The organism is Aquamicrobium soli (genome assembly GCF_042646345.1).
Taxonomy (GTDB): Bacteria; Pseudomonadota; Alphaproteobacteria; order Rhizobiales; family Rhizobiaceae; genus Mesorhizobium; species Mesorhizobium soli_A.
Genome location: NZ_JBHRTK010000006.1, coordinates 117,374 through 130,981, shown reverse-complemented (window position 1 = coordinate 130,981; position 13,608 = coordinate 117,374). Strand labels below are relative to the sequence as shown.

At 66.1% G+C, this 13,608-nt stretch carries 10 protein-coding genes; 2 read left to right on the top strand and 8 right to left on the bottom strand.

Annotated elements, in window-relative coordinates; translation table 11 throughout:
• Positions 1 to 16: 16 nt before the first annotated feature.
• From mmsB to chvE, 3 genes are all read right to left on the bottom strand, one after another.
• Positions 17 to 1,231 (bottom strand): multiple monosaccharide ABC transporter permease, encoded by a 1,215-nt coding sequence (mmsB, locus tag ACFOHJ_RS05845; protein WP_378219443.1) that lies wholly within the window; start codon positions 1,229 to 1,231, stop codon positions 17 to 19.
• Positions 1,228 to 2,763, bottom strand: a complete 1,536-nt coding sequence (mmsA, locus tag ACFOHJ_RS05840) for a multiple monosaccharide ABC transporter ATP-binding protein (protein ID WP_378219441.1) — start codon at positions 2,761 to 2,763, stop codon at positions 1,228 to 1,230. Before mmsA ends, mmsB begins: the two co-directional genes overlap by 4 nt.
• Positions 2,764 to 2,878: 115 nt before the next feature.
• Positions 2,879 to 3,949 (bottom strand): multiple monosaccharide ABC transporter substrate-binding protein, encoded by a 1,071-nt coding sequence (gene chvE, locus ACFOHJ_RS05835; RefSeq protein ID WP_378219439.1) that lies wholly within the window; start codon positions 3,947 to 3,949, stop codon positions 2,879 to 2,881.
• A gap of 301 nt (positions 3,950 to 4,250) precedes the next feature.
• On the opposite strand from chvE, the gene ACFOHJ_RS05830 reads away from it, so the two are divergent.
• Positions 4,251 to 5,234 carry a LysR family transcriptional regulator gene (locus ACFOHJ_RS05830; RefSeq protein WP_378219614.1) on the top strand — a complete coding sequence of 328 codons (984 nt, stop codon included), beginning with the start codon at positions 4,251 to 4,253 and terminating at the stop codon, positions 5,232 to 5,234.
• Here the strand turns inward: ACFOHJ_RS05830 and ACFOHJ_RS05825 are convergent.
• The 5 genes from ACFOHJ_RS05825 to ACFOHJ_RS05805 are packed head-to-tail and all read right to left on the bottom strand — an operon-like array spanning position 5,204 to position 11,883.
• Entirely contained in the window at positions 5,204 to 6,703 is a 1,500-nt protein-coding gene (locus ACFOHJ_RS05825) for a lipopolysaccharide biosynthesis protein (RefSeq protein WP_378219437.1), read from the bottom strand. The genes ACFOHJ_RS05830 and ACFOHJ_RS05825 overlap by 31 nt on opposite strands.
• On the bottom strand, positions 6,700 to 8,577 hold the full coding sequence (locus ACFOHJ_RS05820; protein WP_378219435.1) for a glycosyltransferase family protein: 1,878 nt from the start codon (positions 8,575 to 8,577) through the stop codon (positions 6,700 to 6,702). The genes ACFOHJ_RS05825 and ACFOHJ_RS05820 overlap by 4 nt, the downstream gene beginning before the upstream one ends.
• Positions 8,577 to 9,632 carry a UDP-glucuronic acid decarboxylase family protein gene (locus tag ACFOHJ_RS05815; protein WP_378219433.1) on the bottom strand — a complete coding sequence of 352 codons (1,056 nt, stop codon included), beginning with the start codon at positions 9,630 to 9,632 and terminating at the stop codon, positions 8,577 to 8,579. The genes ACFOHJ_RS05820 and ACFOHJ_RS05815 overlap by 1 nt, the downstream gene beginning before the upstream one ends.
• Positions 9,633 to 9,671: 39 nt before the next feature.
• Positions 9,672 to 11,066 (bottom strand): sugar transferase, encoded by a 1,395-nt coding sequence (locus ACFOHJ_RS05810; protein WP_378219431.1) that lies wholly within the window; start codon positions 11,064 to 11,066, stop codon positions 9,672 to 9,674.
• On the bottom strand, positions 11,059 to 11,883 hold the full coding sequence (locus ACFOHJ_RS05805; RefSeq protein WP_378219612.1) for a WecB/TagA/CpsF family glycosyltransferase: 825 nt from the start codon (positions 11,881 to 11,883) through the stop codon (positions 11,059 to 11,061). The genes ACFOHJ_RS05810 and ACFOHJ_RS05805 overlap by 8 nt, the downstream gene beginning before the upstream one ends.
• A 498-nt stretch (positions 11,884 to 12,381) precedes the next feature.
• On the opposite strand from ACFOHJ_RS05805, the gene ACFOHJ_RS05800 reads away from it, so the two are divergent.
• Positions 12,382 to 13,587: a polysaccharide biosynthesis/export family protein gene (locus ACFOHJ_RS05800; RefSeq protein ID WP_378219429.1), complete on the top strand. Its 1,206-nt coding sequence runs from the start codon at positions 12,382 to 12,384 to the stop codon at positions 13,585 to 13,587.
• The last annotated feature ends 21 nt before the right edge of the window (positions 13,588 to 13,608 follow it).

Genomic DNA, 13,608 nt, shown 5'->3' with positions numbered 1-13,608 from the left:
ATCGCTCCTGTCCGCTTCAGGACTTGTTCTTGTTGTAGACGTCGAAGACGACCGCGCCGAGCAGCACCAGGCCCTTGATGACCTGCTGCCAGTCGATGTTGACGCCCATGATCGACATGCCGTTGTTCATCACGCCCATGATGAAGGCGCCGATGACGGCGCCTGCGACCTGGCCCGAGCCGCCGGCCATCGAGGCGCCGCCGATGAAGACGGCTGCGATCACGTCCAGTTCGAAGCCGAGGCCCGCCTTGGGCGTCGCCGTGTTGAGGCGGGCGGCGAAGATCAGCCCGGCCAGCGCCGACAACACGCCCATCAGGATGAAGACGATGAAGGTCAGCCGCTCGGTCTTGATGCCGGAAAGAGCGGCCGCCTTGACGTTGCCGCCCATGGCGTAGATGCGCCGGCCGATGGTCATGCGCTTGGTGAGGAACACGAAGATCGCGATCAGCAGCCCCATGACGATCAGCACGTTGGGCAGGCCCTTGTAGGAGGCCATCATGGTGATGAGGAACAGCACCACCGCCGAGATGATCAGGTTCTTGACCACGAACAGCGAGAACGGCTCGGCCTCGTAGCCGTGGCTTTCGCGGCTGCGGCGGCTTCTCAGGCTGAAATAGAGCATGGCAGCGACGATGGCGACGCCGATGACCAGCGTGGTCGAGTGAAGTTTTGTGGCGCCGATGGTGATCGGGCCGATGACGTCGGGGATGAAGCCGGCCGACAGCAACTGGAATTCGCGCGGGAACGGCCCGACCGACATGCCGCCGAGCAGCCACAGCGCCAGCCCCTTGAACACCAGCATGCCGGCCAGCGTGACGATGAAGGAGGGGATCTTCAGATAAGCGATCCAGTAGCCCTGGCTGGCGCCGATGACGCCGCCGGCGATCAGGCAGATCAGCCCGGCCAGGAACGGGTTCATGTGGTATTGCACCATCAGCACGGCGGCGATGGCGCCGACGAAGCCCGACACCGAGCCGACCGACAGGTCGATGTGCCCGGCGACGATGACCAGCAGCATGCCGAGCGCCATGATGATGATATAGCTGTTCTGCAGCACGATGTTGGTCAGGTTCACCGGCTTGAACAGCACGCCGCCGGTAAAATACTGGAAGAACAGCATGATCAGGATCAGTGCGATGACGAGGCCGTAGTCGCGCAGGTTTTCCTTGAGCGCGCTCATGGCGGAGGCGCGGGCGTTGCGCTCGGCGTTGGAAAGGGTTTCGGTGCTCATGATGCTTTTCTGGCCTCCCCGTGGACGATCATGCGCATGATTTTTTCCTGCGATGCCTCCGCTGCCGGCAGTTCACCGACCACGCGGCCTTCGTTCATGACATAGATGCGGTCGCAGATGCCGAGCAGTTCGGGCATTTCCGACGAGATCACCAGCACGCCCTTACCCTCGTCCGCGAGCCGGTTGATGATGGTGTAGATCTCGTATTTGGCGCCGACGTCGATGCCGCGCGTCGGCTCGTCGAGGATCAGCATGTCGGGCGCGGAGAACAGCCATTTCGACAGCACCACCTTCTGCTGGTTGCCGCCCGAAAGGTTGCCGGTGATCTGGTAGACGCTGGAGGAGCGGATGTTGGTCCTCTTGCGGTAGTCGTTGGCGGCGTTCAGTTCGCGCATGTCGTCGAGCACGCCTGCCTTCGAAACCGCGTCGAGATTGGCGATGGTGATGTTGTGCTTGATGTGGTCGATGAGGTTGAGGCCGAAGGTCTTCCGATCCTCCGTCGCGTAGGCGATGCCGTGGCTGACGGCGCGGTCGACCGTCGAGGTGTCGATCTTTCGGCCGTGCAGGAAGACCTCGCCGCTGATGCCCTGGCCGTAGCTTTTGCCGAACACGCTCATGGCGAATTCGGTGCGGCCGGCGCCCATCAGCCCGGCGATGCCGACGACCTCGCCCTTGCGCACGGAAAGGTTGACGCCTTTCACGATCCGCCGGTCGGCGTGCTGCGGGTGATGGACCACCCAGTCCTTCACCTCGAAAATGGTCTCGCCGATATCGGGCGTGCGCGCGGGGAAGCGGTCGTCCAGCGAACGGCCGACCATCGAGGTGATGATGCGCGCCTCGCTGATGTCCTGCGCGTCGAGGGTCTCGATGGTCTTGCCGTCGCGCAGCACGGTGATGCGGTCGGCGACCTTGCCCACCTCGTTGAGCTTGTGCGAAATCAGGATCGAGGCGATGCCCTTCTGCTTGAAGTCGACCAAAAGGGACAACAGCGCGTCGCTGTCCTTTTCGCTGAGCGAGGCGGTCGGCTCGTCGAGGATCAAGAGCTTGACCTCCTTCGACAGCGCCTTGGCTATTTCGACCAGTTGCTGCTTGCCGACGCCGATATTGGTGATGAGGGTGTCGGGATGCTCGCGCAGGCCGACGCGCTCGAGCAGCCTGGCGGCGCGCGAGCGCACCACGTTCCAGTCGATGACGCCGTAATGCGCCTGCTCGTTGCCGAGGAAGATGTTTTCCGCGATCGACAAGAGCGGCACCAGCGCCAGTTCCTGGTGGATGATGACGATACCGACCTTCTCGCTGTCGTGGATGCCGGAGAAGCGGCATTCCTGGCCGAGGAAATGGATGTCGCCGCTATAGGTGCCGTGCGGATAGACGCCGGACAGCACCTTCATCAGCGTGGACTTGCCGGCCCCGTTCTCGCCGACGATGGCGTGGATTTCGCCCTCGCGCACCTCCAGGGTGACGTCCTGAAGCGCTTTTACGCCGGGAAAGGTCTTGGTGATGCCGCGCATCTCCAGAATGGTCTTTTCCATAGCGAACCCATGGTTGCCGGGTGAACCGCCGCGGGCGGCAGTGGCGAATGATACTTGCGTGGTTGCGGATTAAAAAGGGCCCCGCGCGGGTGCGCGGAGCCCCTTGCAGGGTGCGTTACTGCAGGTCTGCGGCCTTGATGTAGCCGGAGTCGACGACCTTTTCCTTGTAGTTCGACTTGTCGACCTCGTAGGGCGTCAGGAGCACCGAGGGGACGACCTTGACGCCGTTGTTGTAGGTCTTGGTGTCGTTGATCTGCGAGGGCTCCTTGCCCTGCATGACCTCGTCCACCAGGTCGGCGGTGACCTTGGCCAGTTCGCGGGTGTCCTTGTAGACGGTCGAGTACTGCTCGCCGGCGATGATCGCCTTCACCGAGGGCGTCTCGGCGTCCTGGCCGGAAACGATCGGCCAGGGCTGGTCCTCGGTGCCGTAGCCGACGCCCCGCAGCGAGGAGATGATGCCGCGCGACAGGCCGTCATAGGGCGACAGCACCGCATCGACGCGGCTGCCGTCGGAATAGTTGGCCGAAAGCAGGTTATCCATGCGCGCCTGTGCGACCGCACCGTCCCAGCGCAGCGTGCCGACCTTGTCCATGCCCATCTGGCCCGACTTGACGACGAAGTCGCCCTTGTCGATCAGCGGCTGGAGCACGCTCATGGCGCCGTCGTAGAAGAAGAAGGCGTTGTTGTCGTCGGGGGAGCCGCCGAACAGCTCGATGTTGAACGGCCCCTTCTTTTCCGGATAGCCGAGGCCCTTGAGCAGCGAGTTGGCCTGCAGGACGCCGACCTGGAAATTGTCGAAGGTGGTGTAGTAGTCGACATTCGGGCTGTCGCGGATCAGGCGGTCATAGGCGATGACCTTGATGTTCTTGTCATGCGCCTGCTGGAGCACGGCCGACAGCGTGGTGCCGTCGATGGAGGCGATGATCAGCGCCTTGACGTCCTTGGTCACCATGTTCTCGATCTGCGCGAGCTGGTTGGGGATATCGTCCTCGGCGAATTGCAGGTCGGTGGTGTAGCCCTTGGCTTGCAGCGCCTTGACCAGTTCGTTGCCGTCGCTGATCCAGCGCAGCGAAGACTTGGTCGGCATGGCGATGCCGACGCTGCCCTTGTCCTGGGCCTGCGCCGAGTAGGTCGTGGCCGCCAGGCCGACCGCCAGCGCGGCGATCAATGTCTTGATGATTTTCACTTGCTGTCTCCCTGTTGATGGACCCGACGCCTCGGGCGACTAGCCGCACGGGGTGAGAGGAAGCGCCTGGGGCGCTTCGTGTCCTGTCGATATCCGGTATCCTCCCAATCAGCCGCCAACCGGTGATTCAATCGATACAGGTGCCGGCATCGACTGCGCTCAGGGCTGGAGGCAAGTTAACCTGCCGTTGCTTTGACATAACTGTCAAATGCGATTTCTGATGATTGATATACCGAAGATGGTATATGAACATCGGCGCCGGACTGGCCGGCGAGGTCAGGTGGGGTGGGTCGTCATGCCGATGCGTAATCCGGCTAATCTGGTGAAGGATGCGGGCCGCTTCCTGTCGGCCGGCGACAAGCTGGTGCGCAGCGGCCTTTCGCTGCGCCACATGCGCATGATCGTGGCGCTGGACGACCATGGCCGCGTCAGCGCCGCCGCCCAGGTGATGAACATTTCGCAGCCGGCGGCCTCGCGCATCATCGCGGAGATGGAATCGGCGCTGGAGGTGAAACTCGCCGAGCGGCTGCCGCGCGGCATCCAGCTTACGCCCTATGGCAAGGCGCTGGCCAAGCGGGCGCGTTCCATCCTCCTGGAGATGCGCGAGGCCGACCGCGAGATTTCCGAACTGAAGGCGGGCAAGGGCGGCTCGGTGTTCCTCGGCGCGGTGACGGCGCCGGCGATCGAACTGGCGGTGCCGGCGATCCGCGAAATCCGCCGGCTCTATCCGCGCATCGAGATCACCATGCAAGTGGAGACGTCGAACGTGCTGGCGCGCGAGCTGATCGCCAGTCGCCACGACTTCATCATCGCGCGTATCCCGGACGACCTCAATCCGCGGCTGTTCGAGGCGCGCGTGATCGGCATCGAGAAGGCCTGCCTGATCGTGCGGCGCGGCCATCCGCTGACGGCGGGCGGCGGCACCGTGGGGCTCGACCGCACCGCCGCCTACGACTGGGTGTTCCAGTCGGGCGGCTCGCCCCTGCGGCAGGCGATCGAGGCCAATTTCCTCAACCGCAACACGCCGCTGCCGGAACGCATCCTCAATACCAGTTCCCTGTTGCTGACGCTGGTCATGGTGGCGCAGTCGGATGCGATCGCTCCAGTATCGGTGCAGGTGGCGCGATTTATCCAGAGTGCCGAGGGGCTCGGCGGCGCCATCGACGTGGTGGCGACCGAGTTCGACATCGAAGTGAGGCCCTACAGCCTGATCACGGCCAGGAACCGGGTGCTCTCGCCGGCCGCCAAGATGCTTTACGACCTCATCCTGCGCGAAGTGGGCTGAGGGCCGGCTTTTCCCCAACGCTCCGGCAGCAGGCGCTCCATCAGGAAGGTCCCGGCACCGGTGATCTCCCGTTTCCCCGGATGATCGACGGCAATCAGCGCCGCCAGCCAGCCGGCCCCGCCGCCGGCCAGCGCCAGCAGCGTGCGGGTCCAGGTGAGGTCGAAGCCCGACGGCGAGGTCGCCACGACCAGGACCGGCGCCAGCGCACAGCCGAGCGCGAGGAGGGCGTTGCCGCGAAGGGTCAGCGCCAGTTCGCTCGCGGTCAGGCCGATGGCGCGGCGGATGAACAAAAACGCCACCAGCATCTGGAACGGCGCGACGAGGAGGAGGCTCGCCGCAACGGTTTCCAGGCTGAAGAATGCCGCGCCGATGATGATGGCCGCCGACGGCGGGAGGCTGATGAGGCTTGCCCGCAGCGCATCGCCGATGCGCCCGGCCGAAACCAGGACCGGGAAGGTCAGCGCCGCCGGGGCCAGCGCCAGGTTGGCCAGCGTCATCAGCCGCACCAGCGGCGGGACGGCGCCCCATTGCGGTCCAAGCAGCAGGTGGACGACCGGGTTGGCGAGCAGCGAAAGCAGGATCAGCGCCGGCCACTGGATGGAGAGCATGAGGGCGAGGCCGTGCAGGTAGCTTTGCTTCAGCGAGCCGCCGGCCCGTGCCTCGGCGGCGAAGGCCGGCAGCACGACCGGATTCAGCACCGAGACGATGGCCCGGTCTGGCAATTGGCAGACATTGATCGCCCTGGCATAGAGGCCGACGGCATCGAAGCCGAGGATCTTGCCGAAGGCGAGCCTCGGCAGAAGGTCGTACAGCATGTTGATGACGGTGATCAGCGAGGAAACGATGCCGAAGGACAGAAGCTTGCGCGTGCCGACGAAACAGGGAACGAAGATCCATCCGTGCGGCCGCGAAGCGAAGGCGAGCGCCGCCATGACGAAGCTGGCGCCGACGAAGCCCCAGATGTAGCTTACCGGGCCGAACCCCTCGAGGCCGAGCGCGATGGTGATGGCGGAACCGGTGAACGCCGCCGCCATGTTGATGCAGGCGACGGCCCGGAACGCCATGTCGCGCTGGAGCAGGGCCATGATCGGGCTGCTGAACGGGACGGCCAGGAAGCCGAGCGCCGAAAGCGCGAGCAGCGTCTTCAGGTCCGGCGCGGCGTAGAAGGCGGCGATAGTGCCGGAACACAGATAGATCAGGGCGCCTATCGCCAGCGAAAGCGCCAGCGTGACGGTGAAGGCCGAGCGCACGAGCGCCTGGTCGAGATGCTGTTCCTGGACGATGTAGACGCCGACGCCGAAGGTGCGGAAATTGTCGGCCAGCAGGATCACCGCGTTGGCGGTCATGTAGAGGCCGGTTTCGGCCGGTGTCAGGATGCGCGCCATCGCCGCCGTCGTCGCGATCAGCAGGATTTGCGAGACATATTTGTCGGCCATCGAGAAAGCGAGGGATCGCCGGATCGTGTTCATCCCGGCACGTCCGTGCGCGAGGCAGATCCGTTCGTGCTCGTCACGAAAACCCGGGCGCGCCCGAGACGCTTCGACAATGCGGCCGCGACGGGCAGCAGGCCGCGTCTTTTGAAGATCGGTCGCGCCAGGTTGCGCGCCAGGTGTCCCCAATAGCGGAACTCCGGCATCGGCGGCACGTTGGGCCTTCGCCGCCCGAGGCCGAGCAGGACCACTAGCTTATCCGTTCCGGCGCAGGAACGGGCTTTCAGCGATTTGGCTAGGCCGTGTCCGGTGGGCCGCCGGGCCGGGCGGGAAACCGCTTCGCCCTGGGAATGACCCAGCCGGACGCCAAGACCATCTTGGCCGCATCGCTGGAGGACTTCCGCCAGCCAGGCCAGCCATTGCCGGTCGTCGCGGTTTGCAAGCTGATGGAGGCTTTTGCGCGAGCGGCGGGCGAATTCGGGCGTCGAGCGGCCGGTCAGCTGATCCATGGCGTGGCGGGTTCGCGACAGTTCGCGGTGGGAAAGGCGCGGATAGAAGTCGCGTATGCTGTCGGCCTGTTTCAGGTCGCCCCGGCAGATCAGCGCGAGCAGGAAATAGGCCCATTCGACCGGGTCCGGGTCGGCTGCGCCATAGTCGAGGGTCGTCACCTCGATCAGGTCGGCAAGCAGCCGAGCGGCGTGGTCTGGGTCACCCTGGTTCAGCGCGCACAGTGCCAGCCCGAACCGGGCCTCCGGCAGGTAGGACACATAGTCGAGGCAGCGCGCATAGCAGTTCCTGGCCTCTTCCGCCTTGCCTTGCGCCAGAAGCCGGTCACCTTGCCGGAGCAGGGCGCGGTCATGCGCGGCTTCGGCGATATGGATACTGTTTTGGCCGGACTTGCGCTCGACGCGGACAAGGTCGCCGAACGGTCCGACCTGGATTATCTTCTCGCCCGGCCGCAACTGGCGGTTCAGCGTGAACCACTGATGGATCTGCGGGCGATGCTTCAAGGTGTGGCGCGCATGGACCAGGTCGTGGCCGGCCTGGGTGATGCGCCGCAACTCGTCGCGGTGGGCGAACAAATGCTCCAGCTTGCCGATGACGTCGTGCCGGTCGGCAAAGACGCAGTTCTCCCCGTCGACGAAACCCGCCGCGACCAGCCCGGGCGTGGCTTCGGTGACCAGGCAGGCCATCGCGGCCGGTATCTCGAAATGCTTGCGCACGACCTCGCCGCCCTCGGTGCCGCAGGTGGGGACGACGAGGCTTGCGTTGATGGCGCGCGCATAGGCCTCGCCGATCAGCGCGGCGCCGGCATCCTTGCTGGCATAGTCGTGCTGCGGCGTGACCAGGCAGGGATAGCGGTCGCGGATCAGCGGGAATATCTGCTGGCGCCAGGGATAGAGGCTGTAGACCTGGCCTGTCAGCATGGCGGGGACGACCTTGTGCTGGCCGTAGTCATGGAAAAGCGCCGGGTCGATGAAATTGGGCCAGACGAACAGGTTTTCCCCAAGCTCGGCGGTGTAGCGGGGCATCAGCGTGCTGATCGAGAAAAAGGTATCGATGCCCCACTGCTCCATGTCGGAGAGAAAGCCGGCGCGCCGGTCGCACCAGGGGTCGCCGTTGTGCAGGCCGAGTTTCGGCACCGCCGGGTTCGCGGCGGTGTTGGTGATCGTCGTGCGGCGCGATCCGTGCGAGCGATAGCCGCTTTCGAACAGGGCGAGGTCCGGCTGATGCCGGTCGCAGATCTCGGCGTAGTCGCAGTCCTGATTGACCACGACCACGTCGAAATGGGTGGCCAGGCATTTGACGTGCTGCTGCATGTGCAGGAGCAGGTAGCCGGCCGCGCCCGCGTTCGGCTGATGGTCCCACTGGAAGAAGACGAGCTTCGGCTTGCGCTGGTCGTCGGTCATCATCACGGGGCCGTTGGCGTTGCTCCTGCATTGGTGCCGGTCACGCCGGCGGCCGGCACGGGTGGGCGGCGGGTCGGGTCGCTGCCCGCGCGGTCGCGCCACGGGCCCGAGCCTGCCGAAAGCTTCCACTCGAAATAGGCGATGGTCTTTGCCAGGCCTTCGGCCAGCGGCACCGTCGGCTGCCAGCCGAGTTCCGCCTTCGCCTGGCTGATGTCGGGCTTGCGGCGCGTCGGGTCGTCCGCCGGCAGCGGCTTGTGCACGATGCGCGACGCGGAGCCGGTCAGGGCGATGACCATCTCGGCCAGTTCCCGCATCTGGAATTCGCCGGGGTTGCCGAGGTTCATCGGCCCGGTCACGGTGTCGGGGGCCGCCATCAGCCGCAGGAACCCTTCGACCAGGTCCTCGACGTAGCAGAAGGAGCGCGTCTGCAGGCCGTCGCCGAACAGGGTGATCGGCTCGTTGCGCAGCGCCTGGACGATGAAGTTGGAAACCACGCGCCCGTCGTTGGGATGCATGCGCGGCCCGTAGGTGTTGAAGATGCGGGCGACGCGGATGTTGACGCCGTACTGGCGGTGATAGTCGAAAAACAGCGTCTCGGCGCAGCGCTTGCCCTCGTCGTAGCAGGCGCGCGGGCCGATCGTGTTGACGCTGCCGCGATAGTCCTCGGTCTGCGGGTGGACGGCGGGATCGCCGTAGACCTCGCTGGTGGAGGCCTGGAAAATCCGCGCCTTGGTCCGCTTGGCGAGGCCGAGCATGTTGATGGCGCCGTGCACGTTGGTCTTGACCGTCTGCACCGGGTCGAACTGGTAGTGGACGGGAGAGGCCGGGCAGGCCAGGTTGTAGATCTCGTCCACTTCCACATAGAGCGGGAAGGTGACGTCGTGGCGAAGCACCTCGAAATGGGGATCGTCGAGCAGGTGCAGGATCGTCTCGCGCGAGCCGGTATAGTAGTTGTCCACGCACAGCACGTCGTTGCCTTCCTTCAGCAGCCGCTCGCAGAGGAACGAGCCGAGGAAACCGGCGCCGCCCGTGACCAGGATTCGCTTTCGACTTTGCATGTCATTCTCCCTTTCCGGTGACGGTGACGGCAGGGCTCGCTATGCGCCGCTGCGCCTGAAGATGGCGGGTATGGTGCGAAGGACGATGTGTCCGTCGAACCAGGGCGACCGGTTGTCGATGTAGAACTCGTCCAGTTGCCGCTGCAGTTCGAGGTCGGCGTCGCTGCGTTCGGAAATCTGCCACAGGCCGGTGAGGCCGGGGATGACCGAGCGCCGCCGGTGGCGGAACTCGGCGTTCATCGCGTTGAGATGGTACTCGGGGAAAGGCCGCGGCCCGACGATGCCCATGTCGCCGGCGATGACGTTCACCAGTTGCGGCAGCTCGTCCAGGCTGGTCGAGCGCAGCAGGTGCCCGACCACCGGCAGAATGCGCGGGTCCTGCTTCAGCTTGAAATGCGTCGACCATTCGGTGCGCGCGGCGGCGTCCGTGGCCAGCAGGGCCTCCAGGCGCTGCTCGGCGTCGCGGTACATGGTGCGCAGCTTGAGGACGCGGATCGTCCTGCCTGCCAGCCCCTCGCGCGGCTGCCGGAAGAACACAGGTCCCGGATCGACGAGATAGATGGCGGCCGCCGCCAGCAGCAGGAAGGGAGCGGACACGAGCGCGGCGGGAATGGCGATCGCCAGGTCTGCCGCGCGGCGGGCAAGGGCCGAGTCCGGACGTTGCTCGCCGGTGGCGAGCCGGAGGCCGAACTGCCCGTCGATATCGGCGGGGCGAAGGCCGGCGACCTTGAAATAGGGGGTATCGGCAAGCAGCACGATCTCGGAGAAATGCCGGCGCGCCGTCGCAAGGTCGGCAGTCGTGAGCAGGGTTTCGTCGGCGATCACGGCAATGCAGGCTGCGGTCGAGCCCGGCATGTCCGGCGCGCCTGCCGGCACCGGGCGCAGGCCGTGCTGCCAGTTCCGCGTGAAATAGTCGATCAGGGCAGGAGCCCGGTTCGGCCCGGCGAGAATGACGGCCCGTTCGCCCCACAGGCCGAGCCGCCGGCATGCCTGCATGGCGACCCAGTGCATGAAGGGCTGGCCGATCAGGCCGAGGGCGAGGAAGGCGACGACGGCCAGCGCCAGTTGAGGCCGCTCCGTCAGCAGCATCGCTGCGAAGGCGGCGATGGCCGCGACCTTGCAGGTGGCGAGCACGCGGCGGCGAAGCTGTTCGCAGGGCTGAAGCCGGTAGCCCGGATAGAGCCGGGCGGAGGCATGGAGGACGATGACGGCGGTCGCGAGGAGAATGGCGACGCGGGCGAAATTCGCGCCGCCGATCAGGGTGCCGAACGGCATGAGAACGAGATAGGCGAGCGCGAACGCGCCGGCGTCGCCCGTGGCCAGGGCGACCTGCGTGAGCCGGCGCGGCAGGCGGGCTCCCACGCTGCCGCGCGCGGTGGATGCGGCCCGGCTCCAGGGGGCCGGGATGAACGAGGCGAAATGAATTTCACTCATCTGCGGCCTGCCCGGTTGCGGCGCGGATGGCGCCGGGCGCGTCGTCGGTCGGAAACTGCCTGAGGCCGAGCCGCTGCAGTGCGCTCAGGCAGATGAAGCCCGGCACGGTGACGGCGTAGCGCCGCCACAGCCGGCGCGGCTCGTGTACGAGCCGGAACGCCCATTCCAGGCCGCTTTTCTGGATCGCCTTCGGGGCTTGCCGCTTGAGGCCGGCATGAAAGTCGAAGGCGGCGCCGACGCCGATCAGCATCGGGGCGTCCAGCCTGCCGCGCATCTCAGCCATCCACAGTTCCTGCTTCGGGCTGCCGAGGCCGACCCAGACGATGTCCGTGCCCGAACGGTTGATCCGCTCGGCGATCCCCGCTTCTTCCTGCGGGCAAAGGGCGCGGAAGGGGGGAGCGTAGGCGCCGGTGATGCGGGCGTTGGGGAATTTTTCCAGGAGGCGCGTTTGCAACTTCTCCAGCGTTGCGGCCGTCGCGCCGTAGAGGAAATGACGCAGGCCGCTCGCCTCGCCGGCCCGGAACAGCGAGAGCATGAGGTCCGGGCCGTAGACCCGGCCGGCATCCGCGTAGCCGGCGCGCCTCAGCGCCCATACCAGCGGCATGCCGTCGGGGGTGACGAGGAAGGCGTGGTTGTGGATCGCCCGCAGCCGCGCGTCCCGCTGGCAGCGGATCACGCCGTGGGCATCGCGGACGCAGACATAGCCCTTCTTGCCGAGGGAAATGGCGTTTTCGATGCGGCGGGTTGCGCTCGACAGGTTGACCGCGGAGATGTTGACCCCGAGCACGTTCGCCGCTCCTGGGCGGGTCCAGGACATGGCGGCGGGCGACTGGTGGTTTACCGCGATGGTTTCCATCCTTGCGCTCTCAATGGAAGGAGCGGCGGTTGCGCGCTCCAGATCGACCGGCACTATATTTTCGCGGTCGATGCGGCCCTACACAGCCTTCCGGATACAGCGCCGGGAGAAACCACGCCGTTTGCGGGCTTTGCGTACCGCCGATGCCCGATAGCCGGCACGCGGGCCTAGCCGTCCGTGCCGGCAACCCGGCCTATTCGGGGCACGCCTACCTCAAAAGCCTGATGCGTCCGGCAGGGCGCCGGCGGTCGGGTTCCGGCTGGCGGCAGATAGCGCCGGTCGTTCCCGGGCTACCTCGAACGGATAGGCGCGCCTTCCAAAGGTGGTGCCCCGTCCGCCCCTTATGCGTCGGCTCGCCGAAGGGCTGACGGCCTTGCCCGGCGCATTGCCCATTGGCGTAGTTTTCGGAAGCGGCGCTCCCCCGATACAGTTTTGCCGGTGCATGCGCAGGGTACCCCGATGGCTCGATCTTCCCTCTCCACGACGCTTCGTATCGCCGCGAGAGCCTTCGGGCTCGGCGTGCTGGCTATGGCCGCCTGGCCGGCCGCCGCCGAAATGCTGATCGCGCCGGGCGATACCGTTCATGTTTCCATCGCCGAGGCGCCCAAGCTCGACGGCGACAGCAAGGTCGACGCCGATGGCGACATCGTGCTGCCGCAACTCGGCATCGTGCGGGTCGCCGGCATGGACCTCGATGCGGCGCGGGCGCGGATCGAGGCGGTGCTCATCAAGCAGGACATCCTCAAGGCGCCGACCGTACTTGTCGCCATCGCCAAGTACCGTCCGTTCTACATCGGCGGCAAGGTGGCCCGGCCGGGCGCCATCGACTACGAGCCGGGGCTGACGGTCCGCCATGCGCTCATCCTCGCGGGCGGGCTCGGCCGCTCCGACGAGGACAAGCTCAAGGTGGACATTCCCGGCCTGAGGGCCAAGTGGCAGACCGGGTCCTACCAGCTCCTCCAGGCCAACAGCCGCATCGCCCGGCTCGAGGCGGAACTGACGCGCGACGAGCAGGGGCCGAAACCGGTTTCGCCGGGCACGGTGCCCGCCCAGGAGGCCGATGCGCTGGTGTCGCTGGACCAGCAGATCTTTCGCGACCGGCTGAAAACCTGGTCCGGCACCCAGTCGGAGCTTCGCGACGGGATGGCGCTGCTCGATCTCGAGATCGACGTGCTCGGCCAGCAGGCCAGCCTCCAGCAGAAGGAACGCGACCTCGACAAGGAACAGGTCGAGGCGGCTCGCACGCTGGTGGACAAGGGTCTGATGCCGCTGCCCAAGCTGCAGGAATTGCAGCACGAGGAATCGCGCGCCTCGCGGGATCTGCTCGAAAACCAGGCTTTTACGGCGCGGGCGCGCCAGAGCCGCTCGACGGCGGAGCATGAGCTCAGCGCCGCCGACGTCAAGTGGCGGATCGATATCCGCCAGCAATTGCGCGACGCAATGCTCGACCGGGTCCGGCTGAAGGCGGAACTCGACGCCCTTTCGACCGAAATCCTCAATGCCGGGGTCAGCCTGTCGGAGCGTGCCGACAAGGCCGCGGAAGCCGTCGTGGTCATCCACCGCACGACCGAAGGTCGGGACCAGACGATAAACGCGCAGATGGATACGCAGGTCCTGCCGGGTGACGTATTGGACGTTTCGGTGTCGATGGACGCCGCCGGATGATGGCCGCCGTGGGGAGAGCCA

Excerpts from the sequence above, each read along its gene's own strand:
- ACFOHJ_RS05800 (WP_378219429.1), top strand. The coding sequence starts at position 12,382 with ATGGCTCGATCTTCCCTCTCCACGACGCTTCGTATCGCCGCGAGAGCC.
- ACFOHJ_RS05830 (WP_378219614.1), top strand. The coding sequence starts at position 4,251 with ATGCGTAATCCGGCTAATCTGGTGAAGGATGCGGGCCGCTTCCTGTCG.
- ACFOHJ_RS05810 (WP_378219431.1), bottom strand. The coding sequence starts at position 11,066 with ATGAGTGAAATTCATTTCGCCTCGTTCATCCCGGCCCCCTGGAGCCGG.
- mmsA (WP_378219441.1), bottom strand. The coding sequence starts at position 2,763 with ATGGAAAAGACCATTCTGGAGATGCGCGGCATCACCAAGACCTTTCCC.
- ACFOHJ_RS05815 (WP_378219433.1), bottom strand. The coding sequence starts at position 9,632 with ATGCAAAGTCGAAAGCGAATCCTGGTCACGGGCGGCGCCGGTTTCCTC.
- ACFOHJ_RS05820 (WP_378219435.1), bottom strand. The coding sequence starts at position 8,577 with ATGATGACCGACGACCAGCGCAAGCCGAAGCTCGTCTTCTTCCAGTGG.
- mmsB (WP_378219443.1), bottom strand. The coding sequence starts at position 1,231 with ATGAGCACCGAAACCCTTTCCAACGCCGAGCGCAACGCCCGCGCCTCC.
- ACFOHJ_RS05805 (WP_378219612.1), bottom strand. The coding sequence starts at position 11,883 with ATGTCCTGGACCCGCCCAGGAGCGGCGAACGTGCTCGGGGTCAACATC.
- ACFOHJ_RS05825 (WP_378219437.1), bottom strand. The coding sequence starts at position 6,703 with ATGAACACGATCCGGCGATCCCTCGCTTTCTCGATGGCCGACAAATAT.